Annotated in this window: 13 protein-coding genes and 1 pseudogene; 7 read left to right on the forward strand and 7 right to left on the reverse strand. The window is 59.7% G+C overall.

Annotation, left to right across the window (positions count from 1 at the left end; genetic code table 11):
• Positions 1-106: 106 nt before the first annotated feature.
• From mvaD to ACOERD_RS08840, 7 genes and pseudogenes are all read right to left on the reverse strand, one after another.
• Positions 107-1111, reverse strand: a complete 1005-nt coding sequence (mvaD, locus tag ACOERD_RS08810; RefSeq protein ID WP_419738757.1) for a diphosphomevalonate decarboxylase — start codon at positions 1109-1111, stop codon at positions 107-109.
• Entirely contained in the window at positions 1104-2006 is a 903-nt protein-coding gene (locus tag ACOERD_RS08815) for a mevalonate kinase (protein WP_419738758.1), read from the reverse strand. Before ACOERD_RS08815 ends, mvaD begins: the two co-directional genes overlap by 8 nt.
• Positions 2003-3133 (reverse strand): mevalonate kinase, encoded by a 1131-nt coding sequence (locus tag ACOERD_RS08820; protein WP_419738759.1) that lies wholly within the window; start codon positions 3131-3133, stop codon positions 2003-2005. The genes ACOERD_RS08815 and ACOERD_RS08820 overlap by 4 nt, the downstream gene beginning before the upstream one ends.
• Complete coding sequence (locus ACOERD_RS08825) at positions 3117-4283, reverse strand: hydroxymethylglutaryl-CoA synthase (protein ID WP_419738760.1); 1167 nt, start codon at positions 4281-4283, stop codon at positions 3117-3119. Before ACOERD_RS08825 ends, ACOERD_RS08820 begins: the two co-directional genes overlap by 17 nt.
• Entirely contained in the window at positions 4277-5347 is a 1071-nt protein-coding gene (fni, locus tag ACOERD_RS08830; protein WP_419738761.1) for a type 2 isopentenyl-diphosphate Delta-isomerase, read from the reverse strand. Before fni ends, ACOERD_RS08825 begins: the two co-directional genes overlap by 7 nt.
• A pseudogene (locus ACOERD_RS08835) lies at positions 5344-6378 on the reverse strand (hydroxymethylglutaryl-CoA reductase). The gene fni and the pseudogene ACOERD_RS08835 overlap by 4 nt, the downstream one beginning before the upstream one ends.
• A gap of 182 nt (positions 6379-6560) precedes the next feature.
• A complete protein-coding gene (locus ACOERD_RS08840; RefSeq protein ID WP_419738762.1) occupies positions 6561-7319 on the reverse strand; it encodes an NAD(P)-binding domain-containing protein in 759 nt (252 codons plus the stop codon).
• A gap of 165 nt (positions 7320-7484) precedes the next feature.
• Between ACOERD_RS08840 and ACOERD_RS08845 the strand changes: the two genes are divergently transcribed.
• The 7 genes from ACOERD_RS08845 (at position 7485) to ACOERD_RS08875 (ending at position 16308) form a co-directional block, all read left to right on the forward strand.
• Positions 7485-8387 (forward strand): LysR family transcriptional regulator, encoded by a 903-nt coding sequence (locus tag ACOERD_RS08845; RefSeq protein ID WP_419738763.1) that lies wholly within the window; start codon positions 7485-7487, stop codon positions 8385-8387.
• A gap of 99 nt (positions 8388-8486) precedes the next feature.
• A complete protein-coding gene (locus ACOERD_RS08850; RefSeq protein ID WP_419738764.1) occupies positions 8487-10571 on the forward strand; it encodes a hydantoinase/oxoprolinase family protein in 2085 nt (694 codons plus the stop codon).
• A complete protein-coding gene (locus ACOERD_RS08855; protein WP_419738765.1) occupies positions 10571-12280 on the forward strand; it encodes a hydantoinase B/oxoprolinase family protein in 1710 nt (569 codons plus the stop codon). Before ACOERD_RS08850 ends, ACOERD_RS08855 begins: the two co-directional genes overlap by 1 nt.
• Positions 12277-13488, forward strand: coding sequence for an NAD(P)/FAD-dependent oxidoreductase (locus tag ACOERD_RS08860; protein ID WP_419738766.1), 1212 nt, complete (start codon positions 12277-12279; stop codon positions 13486-13488). Before ACOERD_RS08855 ends, ACOERD_RS08860 begins: the two co-directional genes overlap by 4 nt.
• Entirely contained in the window at positions 13488-14261 is a 774-nt protein-coding gene (locus tag ACOERD_RS08865) for an HpcH/HpaI aldolase family protein (RefSeq protein WP_419738767.1), read from the forward strand. Before ACOERD_RS08860 ends, ACOERD_RS08865 begins: the two co-directional genes overlap by 1 nt.
• On the forward strand, positions 14258-15472 hold the full coding sequence (locus tag ACOERD_RS08870) for a pyridoxal phosphate-dependent aminotransferase (protein WP_419738768.1): 1215 nt from the start codon (positions 14258-14260) through the stop codon (positions 15470-15472). Before ACOERD_RS08865 ends, ACOERD_RS08870 begins: the two co-directional genes overlap by 4 nt.
• On the forward strand, positions 15469-16308 hold the full coding sequence (locus tag ACOERD_RS08875; RefSeq protein ID WP_419738769.1) for an NAD-dependent epimerase/dehydratase family protein: 840 nt from the start codon (positions 15469-15471) through the stop codon (positions 16306-16308). The genes ACOERD_RS08870 and ACOERD_RS08875 overlap by 4 nt, the downstream gene beginning before the upstream one ends.
• The last annotated feature ends 8 nt before the right edge of the window (positions 16309-16316 follow it).

The following is a 16316-nucleotide window of genomic DNA, read 5'->3' on the forward strand; positions in this document are numbered from 1 at the left end:
AAACGCCTAATGAGCGCGCATTGGATCGCGCGCGGCCGTTTCGGGCTATCCTTCCAGAGCGTGACAGTGCGGTAGAGGCGGCCGCTCAGTGATACGCTGCGGCTTATTATGCGTTTGGCCAATCGAACGGGGAGATCACGCGGGCGTCAGGAAATGCCTGCAGGACATCTGCCTCGGCTTTTTTCAGGAAAACCAGCTTGATATTCGCCCCCGCATCCATCGTGGCATAGGCTGCAAGTCCTTCTGTGCGGGCCTGCCACAGTCGCTGCAGGATCACCCAGCTTTGATCAGTAAGGTAGGTCAGCGCGGGGCGTGCGGCTTGCATGGTCGCGTGCATGGCCAACGCATTTGCCTCGGCCGTTTGGCCCAGAGATTGAAAGTCTCTCTCAATGACCGCTTGCTCGATGGTGTTGCAGTCCCGCTCAGCCATCTCGGGCCAGCTGGAAAACAGAGGGCTGGTATCGACCGTACGGTTCATTCCATCACGGGACGAGTGCAGCTTCGGGCCTGTGTCCACCTCGACAATGGCAATGCGAAACTCCGGCCATACCAGCTCAAGCGGCACGCCGTGGCTGTCGCCACCGTCATCGCACACGCCCTTGTCCCAGCGCACAAACCCATGCCAGAGGGATCGGGTTGCGCTGCCGCTGCCCAATCGGGCGATCAGGCTCATGTCCTGTGCTTGCAGGTCCAAGCCGAAACTGCCGCATAGCGCGCGGGTCAGCGCCGCAAAGCCCGACGCGGACGATGCCAAACCGGCCGCCGTCGGAATTGTGTTTCTGGTCGAGATCATCAGCGGCACATCGCGCCCACCGCGAAACAAATCCGCAAACGCAAGCGCCTTGCGCGCGAACTCTGAGGTCGGCGGCAGAGGCTGACCGTCCAGCAAGACCTGATCCGACCCGCTCTGGGATGGCTCGACAGTTGTATGAGACCCCCATTCCGCCAACGAGATCGACAAGGAACTGTTGAGCGGCAGGTTTAACGCTCTGTCCCGTTTGCCCCAATATTTCGACAACGCGATATTGCTTGGGGCATAGGCGCTGAAGCTTTGAATCTCGTCCGCGTCTCGCATCGCTTGGTCAATGAGGGTCTGAACGGCGTCAGTCATGTATGATCAGTCCTTCGCTGGCCAGTCTCACCGGAGTGAACCCTTCAGGCGGCGCTCCCAGGGCCAGAACGCAATCGCCCAAGCCGGAGCCCGAGATCTTGGCCGCCATGACACCCTCGGCCTGTCGGGCCGACGTGATGATCCGGTTCAAGGTTTCGTCGCTCACGCCCAAATCCTCCATCCGGGCTTGATAGCTTGTCAGAGTGTTCGCGAAGGCCACCCAATCGCGGTCCTTCGCGGCACTGATGGCATGATCGGCCAAGTCGCCCATATCCGCATAAAGTGATTTGAACTCGGCTTCTCTTCCGATCATCCGTTCCGCAACCTTTTGCAACACGACCGAGGTGGGCGTCTTGTAACCGCAGTATCGCAGGCCGATCGTCGGAGGGTGAGGCAGTGCCACCATCTCTGGATTTGGCGGGGTGCGATAGGCCAGCATACCGCCCTGCAAGCTGGCCGCCAGATCGGCTCCGCTACCACGGCCCTGAATGTCCTGAATGATCTGGTAGGCCTTGGAGTGAATACCGTTCAACGGCTGACCTGTGATAGTCAGAACAGCCCCCGGAGCGGCAATGGTCACGGCGGCAGATGACCCCAGACCAAGCGTCGGGTCAATCTCCGACGAGATCGAGATATCCATTCCGACGTCAATCGCATCCCTGTGCATGGCGATTGCGGCGAGGACAAACTTGTACGGCCCCACTGCCTGTAGCTGATCCAAATCTACCGTTTGCGTTTCGGCAATCTCGGAGGATAGACGCACCAATTGATCGGTGCGTGGTCGCAACGTCACCGTTAGTCTTTGTTCAATGGCGGCCACGATGGCTCTGGAGCCGTAAACGACTGCATGTTCTCCGGTAATCATGACCGATCCCGGTGCGCTGGCCCGTATCATGAACTGGCCCCGTTTGAGCTGTGGTCAGGGGCCTTGCCCATTTCTGCTCCCGTCGAGGCCAGACGCAACGCGGACCATTGCATCTGAGGATAGCCCGACATGAAAAGGGCCATTTTGTCATGGTCTTCCAAATGGACCAGAACCACCCCGCCAAAATCACCTCGTACAGACCCCGCGCCGCAGATTTTGGCCGCGCCGCCAATGACTTCGATCTGTCTGATAAAAGTTTGGCACAGGTCCGGCGCGACACCGATCATCTCCAGCAATCGCTGGTTTTCGGAAATCGCATCGTCCGGGTCATGCCCCGAGGCGATCGCAGTCAAAAACGCGGTCGTACAGTCGCCGAAACGTTGCCAAAGGGCGTCGTTCCGCGCGTGTTCGGCCTTGACCGCACTGACGCATTCGCCTGTGGTGCTTTCGGGCCGGCCGTGCAGGACCCAATACCACCCCTTACCCGTCAGCAAACCATGATCCGACGGTAACTCCGGTGCCGCGATACCCGTTTCGCCTGCACGCACAAGGCCGCCTCGGACAACTGCGGCGGCATCTATCGGCCCCGCGCGCCCATGCTTGAGGCGCTCGCAAAACCGGACGCGCTCATACCTTTCTTCAAGCGTTTTGGGCCGCTCCAGCAGGTTTTCAAACAACACCGTTGTTGCCGCGACGATAGCGGCGGACGACCCCATACCCGCGCCAATCGGCAGCTCTGACCGACTGGCCAGCTGTCCCGGGGCCAGTTTGCTGTTCATCGCTCCAATGCCGGGAATCGCAGATCTGGAGGTTGCGAGGTTGTCATGCAACAGTGAGGCAAGCGTATAGACCGCCAGATCATCGGGACGCGTGAGGATCTTGTGGACATCCAACTCGCCGCGCGTGAATTGATCAAAGCGCTGATCCAGTGACGATTTGAACTGAGACAACAATTTCAGAGGGTAGTATTCGCCCGACGACAGGTTCTCGAACGCGGTCTTCAGGCCTTCACCCAAACCCAGCGGCTGAAACGACACCTCGGTATAGCGGGCCACGGCAATTGCCAGTGCAGGCATGCCATACAGAACCGAATGCTCTCCAGACAGGATCAACTTTCCGGGCGCGTGGGCCCAGACTTTATCATGCGGTCCGGTCAACGTAGATGCGCTTGTTGTCGTCAATACTTGCCAGTCTGTAGCGCCCTTTTGCCTCATCGGGCATGGGCGTATCTGTCCCGTCCTCGCCATTCCTCGCTTGCCAGAGGGCAACATATTCATCATATGAGACGGCGGTCCTGTCCTCCAGAATTTTCCGGTGGCGGGGCGCAAACAGATGGTCTTGGTAGCCTTCGACGACTTTGGCGTCAAAGAACTCGCCCGTTGCGCCGGATCCATAGGAAAACAGCCCTAAGAATTTGCCCGCCAGATCGCTATCACTGTTCTCCAGGGTTGACAGGATCGCGAGGTACATCGAGGCAGTATAGCTGTTCCCGACCTGACGATTGTAGATCATCCCCGGCAAAGCGGCCTGCATATCGGCCTCGGCTTTTGCCTCTTTCGCCAGACGCAGATGCGCCTTCTCGCCCATACGCGAGAATGGCAGGTGATAGCAGAACTGCGCAAACCCATCGTAGGGCAAGCCGCCATTCGCCTGATAGTCGCGCCAGGACTCCACCAGCGCCCCCAGATAGCGCAGCGCCGAGTACTTACCGTCAACCAAGGGTGTGCGCCGGTGGTTGGGGCGCCAAAAATCCATGATGTCTTCGGTAAACAGGCCCGAGACTGTTCCGATTTCCAACAGTGTCGGATCAGCCGTGACCAGCATCGCAACGGCTGACGCCCCTTGCGTCGCTTCACCCGAGCTGTCCAGATCATAGCGCGCGATATCCGAGGCGATCACAAGCACCTTGCGATCCGGCTTGCGTGCCACATGGGCACAGGCCATTTGCAGGGCGGCGGTGGCAGAATAACAGGCCTGCTTCAGCTCCACATTGCGCAGGTTCGAAGGCAGCCCCAGAAGCCTCTGCACATAGATGCCTGCAGATTTGGATTGGTCGATCCCTGTTTCCGTCGCAAACAAGATGGTGTCGATCCCGTCTGCTCCGTGTTGATCAATGATCGGCTTCGCGGCCTCTGCGGCCAAGGTCACAACATCTTCGTCATGCCCGGGCATGGCGATCTTTTCCTGCCCGATCCCACGCGAGAACTTGGCCGGGTCGATGCCGTGATGCTGGGCCAGAGTGTCCAGCGAAATATAGCGATGAGGCGTAAAAAAGCTCATCGCGCTGATACCAGTAGAGATTACCAAAACTTTGACCTTGATCGGATCAGTGAGACATTTGCCTTCAGCTGAGATACGTCGGCGCAGCCCAAAAGAAACATCGCCGTCTGAAATTCGCGACGTAACTTTTCGATTTGACGGATGACCTGCGTGCGCGACTCCTGCGCTGCGGCCAAAAACGGAGCGGCCATTCCGCACAGATCTGCGCCCAGAATGATAGATTTGGCCATGTCCACACCGTCTCGTAAACCGCCGCTGGCGATGAGTGTTGTTGGGTCGGTCTTTTTGACCAAGACGTCCCGAGTTTCAAGCAGACTCTCGACCGTCGTCAGGCCCCAATCCTGAAAAACCAGCCCCAGATCGTCCTGCTCGTCTGCGCGGCGGTGATATTCGATCCTGCTCCAGGAAGTACCCCCGCGACCGGCCACGTCGAAATGGCGTATACCGGCGTCATAGGCCAGCTCGACATCAGGGCCGGACAGCCCGGCACCAACCTCTTTGATCAGCACAGGCACCGACATTTTCGACACCAGATCAGAGATCTTGCCAGACAGGTTGGAAAAGTCGCGATCCCCTTCGACCTGCACGGCCTCTTGCAACGGATTGAGGTGCAGATACAGCCCGTCGGCTTCAAGCGCCTGAACGGCCTGAAGACAGTGGTTTGCATCTAGCCCCGCATTCAACTGCACCGCGCCGATATTGCCGATCAGAGGTATGCTCGGCGCGGCATCGCGCAGTTGAAAACTACCCTTCGAAGCAGGATCGGCGAATAACACGCGTTGTGAGCCGACCGACATCGCCACCCTGGTCGCCTCGGCCGCCTCTGCAAGGTTGCGATTGATCCTTGCGATCTCATCACCGGTTCCACCCGTCATCGACGAAATCAGCAGCGGAAAGCTGAGCGGCTTTTCCAGAAACCGGGTGCTGGTGTCGATTGCATCCAGATCCAGCTCAGGCAAGGCGCGATGGGTCAGAGAGATCGCGTCAAACCCGCTGCGCCCGCGTTCGACGTCGGGGTCCTCCAGAACGGCGCGCAGATGGTCCAGCTTGCGCCCGGCCACGCTGCGGTCGGCGGGTTTGGGCTTGGTCATCGTTCCAGTTCCATATGGGTGCGCACCAGCTCTCCGGGATTGGTTTGCGCGGCCATCAAAGACAGCTCACCGCACAGCACAGCACCGGCACAGATGCCAGCCAGCCGACGGGCGTTTTCACCCGCCTCGCGTTCCTCCTTGCACCCCATCAGGCGCAGGCTTTCTTCGACCTGCTCATTGCCTTTGCCTGCCCCGACCGAACCGACAATCAGGTTCGGCAAGGTGCATGAGAAATACAGATCTTCACCGCGCGCCTCGCAATGAACGATACCTTGGCTGCCCTCAATGATATTCGCGGCGTCCTGACCGGTGGCCAGATAGAAGGCCAGCAGAATGTTTGCGAAATGCGCATTGGCGCTGCGCAGAGATCCCGCAAGATTGCCACCAATCAGGTTCTTTTCGAGATTGAGCGCAACCATCTGCTCTGGCGTTGTGCGCAACATGCGCCGCAGCAGTCGGCCCGGGATTTCCACTTCGGCAATGACGTATTTGCCCCGCCCCAAAAGCCCATTCGCAGCGGATGCCTTTTTGTCGGTACACAGATTGCCCGAGATCGACGCGTAGGCCAAATGCGGCTGGTCGTCCAAGACCCAGTTCAACACCGCCTCAGCCGCCTTGGTCACCATATTGTGACCCGAGGCATCCCCGGTGGAACACTCGATCCGAATAAACAGCAAGTTCCCAGCGATCTGGCGATTCAGCTTGATCAGGCGGGCAAAGCGGCTGGTCGAGGATATGATCTCAGCCACCTTGTCCGTCTGCGCCTCGATCCGTTGCTAGGCTTGATGCGCCGAGGCCGCATCCTGCGCCCGCACAGCGATGGAGCGAGTCATCCGCTCATCAACCAGGGTGACCTGAATGCCGCCTGCATGCCGCGAAACACCCGCACCGCGCGCGGTGGAGGGCCATAAGGGCGTCTCGAACGTTGCCAGAGGGACGCTGACCTCACCGGACACCAGATCCCCCCTGAACAGAATCGGCCCAACCCATTGGGTTGGAAGCGGGGTCACGAACGTAGATTTGGCGCGCACCTGATTACCCTTTTCAGCTTCGGTCGACAAAAGCGTCTGATCCGATGAGGGGTATCACCAGACCAAAGGGCCAATGTCAAACCGCGAAAGTTTAACATAGCGGTCGTCGCGGCGATCCCAACGGATAAACGCATCCCGCATCAGCGACATGATGTCGTCGCGCGCGCGTACAGTACGGGTAATCAGCCCTCGGATAGGCGGGCCGACAAGACCTCGATCCCTTGGACCAGATCGTCATAGGTGTTGCGATCGGCCATGTACTCTCGCAATTGCTGGTTCAGCCCGCCCGGCGTGTTTAGGGATTCGACAAGATCGGCCATCGCGTTCTCGGTCTCCATCGGCGCGGCCATGATCGACCCTCCGATCAACAGACGCAGGAATTTCTCGGCCTCATGGGCGCTACCAGTCTTATGGCCCAGCCAGTCAATCCCAACGGCCAGCGATTTCGCTACAACCGAAAGCAGGGCTTGAGCGGCCAGAAACTCGTTGAAATCACTCTCCGACTTCATGGTGATAACGGTGTTCGAACCACCATAGAGCGCCTCAATCGTTGGCGACGCGGGAAATACCAGAACCGGAGACCCGCCCGAGGCAATAGACGGGAACGGGATCATCAACGTCTCGAACGTGGCCGGTGCAACGAGGGCCTGAACCTGTTCCGGCGAGATGCCAACCATGAACGAGATCACTCGTTGGCCTTCGCGAAACTGCAGCGCGGATAGCATAGCCTCGGCCTGTTCGGCGGTCGATCCGACAAAGACCACGTCACTGGCATCCAATACACCCTGATTGTTAGCCACGGTCACAGTGTCGAAGCGAGCCGACAGCTCGGATGAGTTGGCCCGGCTTCTTTCGCTGACAACAATGTCATGCCCATCGCTGACCAAACCTTCGGCGCAGGCCCGCGCAAAGGTTCCAAACCCAAGATAGCCAAGCCTCATGTTTGCCTCCTGTTTTCCGGCAAGTGGTCGAGTCGCCCCGTTGATCGCTCTATTCGCCACCGCACGCAAACCAATTCTCCACCGACCAGACATCATACGGACGGAACGGACGGGCTCTTGCCCTGAACGATTGACGATCAGTTTCTCTGATGCTCAAAAGTTGGAATGATAAAGAACCAAGTCACGCTCAAACAGCTCGAAGCCTTTACCTTCGTGGTCGACATGGGAACCTTCCGCGCCGCGGCAAACGCGCTTGCGACGACGCAGCCCAATATCTCGTCACGCATCGCCATGCTGGAAAAGGCGTTGGGCACAAAGCTGCTGTATCGCGATGCAGGCTCTGTGCGTCTGACAGCGAAAGGAGAGGCGCTATTGGAGAAAACCAGAACGGTTCTCCGCGCGACCGAAGCCCTGTTGGAGGAAGCCGACCGACAGGATCTGATTCAGGAGCGGTTGCGTCTTGGCGTCACCGAACTGGTCGCCTGCACATGGCTGCAGGACTTTCTGCGGAGCCTCAAGCAACACTATCCCAATCTGAGCGTTGAGCTTGTGGTAGACCTGTCCAGAACGATTGATGAAAAGCTGCTGGAGGGGCAGCTAGATCTTGCGGTGCAGAACGGGCCATTCAAAACGGAACTGGACGGGACAAGGGAACTGACCGGTGAAGACTATGTGTGGGTGGCCAACACGACACTCGCCTCAGGCTTACCCGACGGGCGCAGCGTCGACCGGTTTTTCGCATTCTCCGTTCTGACCCATGCTCGCCACACAATTGCAGGGCACAGCCTGCACGCCATGGCGCAGGAACGCGGGCTAGACGCGCAGAAAATCGTGCATTCGAACGCTTTGTCAGCCTGCGTTCCGATGGTCTCAGAGGGTCTCGGGATCGCGTTGCTGCCGCGCCCTCTGGTCCAGCGCGAGATCGACGCTGGCGCCCTGTTGGAACTTCAATCAGATTGGACGGCCGAGCCGCTGCGGTTTTTCGCCCGCTACGATCCAACACGGGCCGCCCGTTTTGTGGAACATGCGGCGGAAATCGCAGCACAGCTCAGGCCGCAAGCAGGATAAAGAAAACTGATCAGGAGTAGAAATTAAAGCAATTTGATTTTTCGTCCCGAGCTGGGTTTTAGTCGCGTTTGACAGGTACTCTTTCAAGCGGGCACGGGCATGGCTTCACACTCTATCCGACTGGGCGTTGATATCGGCGGCACCTTTACCGATGTCGTTCTGGAAAAGGATGGACAGACATTTTCAACAAAAGTGCTGACAACCTATGCCGCGCCGGAAGACGCGATCATCGACGGGATGCAGCAGGTCTGTGCCAAGGCCGGGGTCACTCCGGGCCAGATTGACCAGATCATCCACGGCACCACGCTGGCGACCAACGCGCTGATCGAACGCCGTGGGGCGAAATCGGCGCTGATTACGACGGAAAGGTTCCGCGACGTGATCGAAATGCGCACCGAAAGCCGGTTCGAGCAGTATGATCTGAACCTCAAACTGCCTGACCCGCTGCTGCCACGCCACATGCGCTTTACCGTTCCCGGCCGCGTCGATGCCCGTGGCGAAGTTCTGGTTGATCTGACCCGCGCCGATGTCGAAGCCGTTGTGGATCGGATTGCGCAAGCCGGGTTTGAATCGGTGGCGGTAGGTTTGATCCACTCCTACCTCAACCCAACGCATGAGCATTTGGTGCGCGAGGTTCTGGCCGAGAAACTGCCTGACGTTTCGGTTTCGATCTCGTCCGAGGTTTCGCCTCAGATGCGCGAATATGAGCGGTTCAACACGGTCGTCGCCAACGCCTATATCAAGCCACTGATGGCCTCATACCTGGGTCGGCTCGAGGATCAATTGCGTGCCCAAGGCGTCAAATGCCGGATCTTCCTGATGCATTCGGGTGGCGGCATTATCTCAATCCAGAATGCCGCGGAGTTCCCGGTGCGGCTGGTCGAAAGCGGCCCCGCTGGGGGCGCGGTTTTCGCGGCCCATATCGCGGCGCGCTACGGTTTGGACAAAGTGCTGAGCTTTGACATGGGCGGCACCACTGCCAAGATCTGCCTGATCAAGAACCAGACGCCCAAAACCAGCCGCGTGTTTGAGGTCGCGCGGACCTATCGGTTCAAGAAAGGCTCGGGCATGCCGATTTCGATCCCGGTGATCGACATGGTAGAGATCGGCGCGGGCGGCGGCAGCCTGGCTCATGTGGACGGGATGCGCCAGATCCGCGTGGGTCCGGAAAGCGCCGGATCCGAGCCAGGCCCGGCCTGCTACGGGCGCGGTGGCACGCGCCCCGGTGTGACGGACGCTGATCTGGTTCTCGGTAAGCTGGACCCGAACAACTTCGCCGGTGGCTCGATCGTTTTGCACCCTGACAACTCCAAATCTGCGCTGGCCAACCACATTGGCAGTACGCTGGACATGGACCCGATTGAGGCCGCCTTTGGCGTGGCCGAGGTGGTGGACGAAAACATGGCCAATGCCGCTCGCGTTCACGCCGTCGAGAATGGCGAGGACCTGAGCGAATACACCATGATCGCCTTTGGAGGCGCGGCCCCTCTGCACGCCGGGCGTCTATGTGAAAAGCTCGGGGTCGAACGCCTGCTGGTCCCGCCAGGGGCTGGGGTTGGCTCGGCCATCGGCTTCCTGCGCGCGCCTTTCAGTTTTGAGGCCAACCGCTCAGTCTATATGAAACTCAGCGATTTTGATGCGGGACGGATCAGGCAGCTATTGTCCGATCTTAAGGACGAAACAACGGGCTTTGTGCGAACCTGCGATGCAACCAGTCCGATCCGGACCGATTTCAAAGCCTATATGCGCTATTCCGGTCAGGGCTGGGAAATCCCGATCGAACTGACCGAAGAACAGGCGATGAACCCCAACGCCGCCGCCTATCAGGCGCGGTTCGAGGAAGGCTATACGAAGCTTTTTGGCCGCCCGGTCGCGGGCATGGATATCGAGATCACCGTCTGGTCCGTCAACGCCAGCACCCCGCCCGAAGAGGTCACGCCGATTGCCGTCACCGACACAATAGGCCCGGCCATATCCGAAGGCACGCGACAGGTCTTTGACGCTGCATCCGTTCGCTATCTGGACGCTGATACTGTCGACCGCGCTAGCATGCAGAGCGGGCAGCGCGCGCAGGGACCTGCAATCGTAACCGAGGATGAAACAACCATCGTTGTCCCCGCCAGCCGGGACGCCATCTGCCAGCCCGATGGCTGCATAGACGTAGTGACAAAAGGAGCGGCGTGATGAGCAACGAGCAGTCCAAAGTCACCTATCAGGTCATGTGGAACCGTCTGATCTCGGTTGTTGAAGAACAGGCGCAGGCGTTGGTTCGGACGGCGTTCTCAACCTCGGTCCGCGAGGCCGGGGACCTGTCGGCGGGGGTCTATGACACGTACGGGAACATGCTGGCGCAGGCTGTGACCGGTACGCCGGGTCACGTGAACGCGATGGCAGATGCGGTCGCGCATTTCATTCGCCGAATTGGCCGGCAGAACATGCATGAAGGCGACGTCTACATCACCAATGACCCGTGGGAGGGCACAGGCCACCTGCATGACATCACCATGGTCACCCCGTCTTTTCACAAGGGCGCGCTGGTCGGGTTCTTTGCCTGCACCGCGCATATCGTGGACATCGGCGGGCGTGGCTTCGGGGCGGATGCGCAAAGCGTTTATGAGGAGGGGCTGTATATCTCTATCATGAAGTTCGTCGATCGCGGCATTGTGGATGAAACGCTGGTACGCCTCATCCGCGGCAATGTGCGCGAGCCAGATCAGCTGATCGGAGACATTTACGCTCTGACCACCTGTAACGAGATCGGCCATCGCCGCCTGATCGACATGATGGAGGAGTTCGACCTCGAAACCCTCGATGGGATCGCCGCGTTCATCCTCGACAACTCCCGCCGAGCGACGCTGGAGCGTATCGCTGCCCTACCTCAGAAAACCGCTGAGGGTGAAATGACGATGGACGGGATTGATACTCCGATCACGTTGAAGGTCAGAATCAGCGTTGAAGGCGACAGGATCGTGACCGATTTCTCCGGCACTTCGGGGGTGGACAAGAAGGGGATCAATTGCCCGCTGGTCTATACCAAAGCCTATGCCTGCTACGCGCTCAAGGTCGCGATTGCGCCCGAGATCCCTAATAACGCGGCATCATTGGCCCCGTTTGAGGTCACCGCACCTGAGAACACCATCGTGAATGCACTGCACCCGGCTCCGGTCGCGCTGCGCCATATCGTGGGCCATTTCGTGCCCGATGCGGTCTATGACGCGTTCGACAAGATCGTTCCCGGCCTTGTCCCCGCCGAAGGCGCGGGATGTTTGTGCAACTTTCAGGTTAGCCTGCGCCCCCGCACCGATGCTCCGGCACCTAAAGGCGCCCGCCGGTCCGAAGTGCTGACCTTCAACTCGGGCGGTTCTGGCGCGCGGCCGGAACACGACGGGATGAACGCCACCGCCTTCCCATCGGGCGTCATGACCATGCCGATCGAGGCCACCGAACACGCAGGCCCCGTCATCATCTGGCGCAAAGAACTACGCCCCGATAGCGGAGGCGCAGGGAAAACGCGCGGCGGGCTGGGTCAGTATATGGAGGTCGGCGCGCAAGAGGGGTACGAGTTCGACATTCAGGCCATGTTCGACCGCGGCCAATACCCCGCGCGCGGTCGCCGTGGCGGGGGAAATGGCGCGCCCACCACCATTGCCCAGGACGACGGGTCCGACATGCGGGTCAAAGGTAAACAGTTTGTACCACACGGGCGCAAAGTCGTGATGGCGTTCCCCGGCGGTGCTGGCTACGGTGACCCGTCGGAACGGTCAAAACAGATGGTGAAGCGTGATCTGGCGCTCGGCTATATTTCAGACGAAACAGCATCGCGCGACTATGGCTTGACGGCATCCGAGATCTCCGAGATCCACCGTGCCGTTGCAAAAGGAGAATACGAATGAGCAACCAAAGCCCGGCCCGGCAAAGTTATAACGTGGTGATCATAGGCGGCGCGATCATGGGCGCCTCGACTGCTTGGTTCCTGTCGGACAATGCCGATTTCAATGGCTCGGTTCTGGTGATCGAACGCGACATGACCTTCGCCTCATGTTCAACTGGGCATACGAACTCCTGTATCCGGCAGCAATTCTCGGCCGAGCTGAACGTGCGGATCAGTCAATTTGCCGCCGATTTCGTCAAGAACCTGCGCGGCTATATGGATGGAGACGACCGGGTGCCCGAGCTTTCGATCCATTCCTTTGGCTACATGTATCTGGCGGACAACGAAGGCTTTGCCAACGTGCTGCGCGAGAACCAGAAGGTGCAGTTGGCGGCAGGTGCGGCAACGCAGCTGATGACCGCGGATGAGATCAATGCAGCCTACCCGTTCTACAATGTCGACGACATCGTTCTGGGCTCGATCAATCTGGTTGACGAAGGCTATTTCGACGGCGCGGCCCTCGATCACTGGTGGCGGCGGCAAAGCCGCGAGCGTGGCGTCGAATGGATCCAGAACGAAGTCGTCGAGATCACCCGAAACGCCGCAGGTACCACGGTCGAAAGCGTCACGCTCGCCTCGGGTGAAGTCATTGCGTGCGGACAGGTGGTCAATGCGTCCGGCCCTCGGGCCGCCAGAACAGCGCAGATGGCTGGGATTGACGTGCCGGTTGAACCGCGCAAACGCTATTCCTGGATTTTCAAGGCCGAACAGCCGTTGGACCGCGACCTGCCGTTGACCATTGATCCCTCGGGCGTTCACGTGCGCGAGGTCGGAGGCGGAACGTATCAATGCGGCGGGCATACCGACATCGACCCGGCGGTGGATTTCGATGATTTCAACATGGACCACGCCTTCTGGGAAAACCACATCTGGCCCGTCCTCGCCACCCGTATCCCACAATTCGAAGCGATCAAGCTGCAAAGCGAATGGGCCGGGCACTATGCGATGAACACCTTCGATCACAACGCAATCATGGGCCCGCATACCGAGCTGTCGAACTTCATCTTCCTGAACGGCTTTTCGGGCCACGGTCTGCAGCAATCTCCGGCAATGGGGCGCGGTACGGCCGAGTGGCTGACCTATGGCGAATACCGAGCGCTCGACATGACGCCCTTCAACTTTGAGCGTATCCCGGCCGGACACCCCATCATCGAAAAGGCGGTGATCTGATGGAGCTAATACCCAACCGCTTCACCCATGCGATCGCAAATGGCGACAAACAAGTTGGTGTGTGGGTCAGCCTGTGCAGTAACACTGCAGCCGAAGTCATAGCCACCGCAGGTTATGACTGGGCGCTGATCGACATGGAGCACAGCGCGAACGACTATCACAGCGTGTCGTCTCAGCTGCAGGTCTTTGCGGCATATCAGACCACAGCCCTTGTCCGTGTCGAATGGAATGATGCGGTTGTGGTCAAACGCCTGCTTGATCTCGGCGCGCCGGGGCTTCTGTTTCCGATGATCCAATCGGTGGAAGAAGCCGAACGCACGGTCGCGGCCACGCGCTACCCGCAGCGCGGGGTTCGCGGGATGGCGGGCGCAAGCCGCGCAACGGGTTTTGGGCGGATCAAGGACTATGTAACGCGCTGCGAAGACGAGCTGACAGTTCTGCTACAAGTGGAATCCCGCGCTGCGTTGGAACAGGCCGAGGCTATCGGCACTGTCGATGGTGTCAGCGGCATCTTCTTCGGCCCGGCGGATATTGCAGCCGATCTTGGTCATGTCGGCGACCCCATGCATCCCGAGGTCTGGTCCGAGATCAGAAAGGCCGCGCAGAAACTGATCGTTCGCGGGGTGCCCGTCGGCACCCTGGTCACCGACCCAGCCTTTGCGGCCGAGCTTTTAAACGAAGGGTTCACCTTCGTTGCCAATACCATTGATACCGGCCTTCTGGCGCGTGCAGCGGATACGGCTCTGGCCCAGACGAAAGATCTCCTGAAATGAGCTTTGCCGCCTCGCGCCTTGCATCCGTGAAACCCTCGGCCTCGGCTTGGGTCAGCCAGGCCGCCAAAGAGGCCCGCGCGCGGGGTGAGGATGTCATTGATCTGGGCCTCGGAGAGCCCGATTTCGACACGCCCGACCACATCAAGGACGCCGCACATCAGGCCGCTCTGGCGGGTGAGACCAAATACCCGCCCACCAACGGCACCCTCACCATGCGGCAGGCCGTTGTCGACAAGCTGCAGCGCGAGAACGATCTGACCTATGCACCGGATGAAGTCATCGTGTCGAACGGTGCCAAGCAGGTGCTGTTCAACGCCTTCATGGCCACGCTGGAGCCGGGCGACGAAGTTCTCCTCTGCGCGCCTTACTTTGGGCAGTACAAGGACATCGTGCTGATCCTTGGCGGTACGCCCGTCACCATCGAATGCCCGGCTGAAGAGGGTTTCCGCCTGACCCCCGACAGGCTGGCTGCCGCGATCACATCCAAGACACGCTGGCTGCTGCTGAACCAACCGTCGAACCCCTCGGGCGCGGTCTATTCGGACGCTGAGATTGCGGCCCTCGGCGCGGTTCTGGAACAACAGGACCGCATCCTGATCCTGTCTGATGAGATCTACGAACACATCCTGTTCGACAATCGCGTCTTCCGGTCTTTCGCAGCCCTGTGCCCGACGCTGAAAGATCGGACGCTGACGGTGAACGGGGTCTCCAAGGCCTATGCGATGACCGGGTGGCGCATCGGCTATGGCGCAGGCCCGAAAGAGCTGATCGCCGCGATGACCAAGGTACAGAGCCAGATTTCCTCGGGCGCTTGTTCGATCGCGCAGGCCGCAGCGGCGGCGGCGTTGAACGGCCCGCAGGATGAGGTGCGCCGCTTCTGTACCGCGTTCGAGGCCCGCCGCGACCTTGTGGTCGAACGCATCCGCGACATTCCCGGCCTGACGCTCGACCCGCCGGGCGGGGCGTTCTACGGTCTGATTGGCTGCGCTGGCCTGATCGGGGCCACGACGCCCGACGGTGCAACCCTGACCTCAGACGCAGATGTAACCGCCTATCTGCTCAGCGCGGCCGGTGTGGCGGCTGTTCCCGGCAGCGCCTATGAGCTGTCGCCCTTTTTCCGCATTTCGACCGCCGCGTCCGAAGACGTTCTGAACACGGCCTTGAACCGCATCTCTGATGCCGTTGCCAATCTGAAAGGAGTTCGCCCATGAAGAAACTTGTCCTCACCGGCGCAGCGGGGCGGCTTGGATCATACTTGCGCGGGCCGCTGTCGAAACTGTGCGACGAGTTGGTCTCTTCGGACATCGCAGACAGCGTGCCCAACCTCGCGCCGAACGAAAGCTATGTGAAGGCCGATCTTGCCGATCTTGAAGCCATGACAGAGCTGCTGGAAGGCGCGGATATGGTGGTTCATTTCGGCGCCATCGCGGATGAGGCCCCGATGGATGTGCTGTGGGGTCCGAACTTCTACGGCGCCTATACCGTGTGGGAGGCCGCCCATCGCAACAATCTGCGGCGGGTGGTCTATGCCTCGTCGATCCATGCGGTTGGCATGCACAAAAAGACCGATTTCATCGGCATCGACGCGCCACACAGACCAGACACGTTCTATGGGCTTGCCAAATGCTTCGCCGAAGACCTCGCCTCGCTTTACTGGGACAAGCGCGGGCTCGAGGCCGTCTGCCTACGCATCCTGTCCTGCGCGCAGGTCACGAACAGTCGCGCGGTTGGGACGTGGCTCAGCTATGATGACCTTGTCCATATGGTGGAACAGGCGATCAAAACCCCGGTCACCGGATTCAGCATCGTCTATGGCGTCTCCGACAATGACCGCGCGCCCGTCGACAACTCCAAGGCGCGGCATCTGGGTTTCCGGCCCAAGGACAATGCCGAGCAATTCGCCGATGAGATCTTTACCAAGGACGGCCCGCTTGACCCCCTTGATCCCGCCAACATCCACCACGGTGGCCCATTTGCAGCCGTTGATCTGGGCAGCAGTGGTATGGCGCATCTGAACCTGAACGCAGACGATACGGCGAAGGAGTAACCATTAGT

The organism is Ruegeria sp., assembly GCF_965199275.1.
Taxonomy (GTDB): Bacteria; Pseudomonadota; Alphaproteobacteria; order Rhodobacterales; family Rhodobacteraceae; genus Ruegeria.

Bases quoted from the DNA above. Each gene is read 5' to 3' on its own strand.
- mvaD (WP_419738757.1), bottom strand. From the start codon at position 1,111: ATGACTGACGCCGTTCAGACCCTCATTGACCAAGCGATGCGAGACGCG.
- ACOERD_RS08815 (WP_419738758.1), bottom strand. From the start codon at position 2,006: ATGATACGGGCCAGCGCACCGGGATCGGTCATGATTACCGGAGAACAT.
- fni (WP_419738761.1), bottom strand. From the start codon at position 5,347: ATGACCAAGCCCAAACCCGCCGACCGCAGCGTGGCCGGGCGCAAGCTG.
- ACOERD_RS08840 (WP_419738762.1), bottom strand. From the start codon at position 7,319: ATGAGGCTTGGCTATCTTGGGTTTGGAACCTTTGCGCGGGCCTGCGCC.
- ACOERD_RS08845 (WP_419738763.1), top strand. From the start codon at position 7,485: ATGATAAAGAACCAAGTCACGCTCAAACAGCTCGAAGCCTTTACCTTC.
- ACOERD_RS08850 (WP_419738764.1), top strand. From the start codon at position 8,487: ATGGCTTCACACTCTATCCGACTGGGCGTTGATATCGGCGGCACCTTT.
- ACOERD_RS08855 (WP_419738765.1), top strand. From the start codon at position 10,571: ATGAGCAACGAGCAGTCCAAAGTCACCTATCAGGTCATGTGGAACCGT.
- ACOERD_RS08860 (WP_419738766.1), top strand. From the start codon at position 12,277: ATGAGCAACCAAAGCCCGGCCCGGCAAAGTTATAACGTGGTGATCATA.
- ACOERD_RS08865 (WP_419738767.1), top strand. From the start codon at position 13,488: ATGGAGCTAATACCCAACCGCTTCACCCATGCGATCGCAAATGGCGAC.
- ACOERD_RS08870 (WP_419738768.1), top strand. From the start codon at position 14,258: ATGAGCTTTGCCGCCTCGCGCCTTGCATCCGTGAAACCCTCGGCCTCG.
- ACOERD_RS08875 (WP_419738769.1), top strand. From the start codon at position 15,469: ATGAAGAAACTTGTCCTCACCGGCGCAGCGGGGCGGCTTGGATCATAC.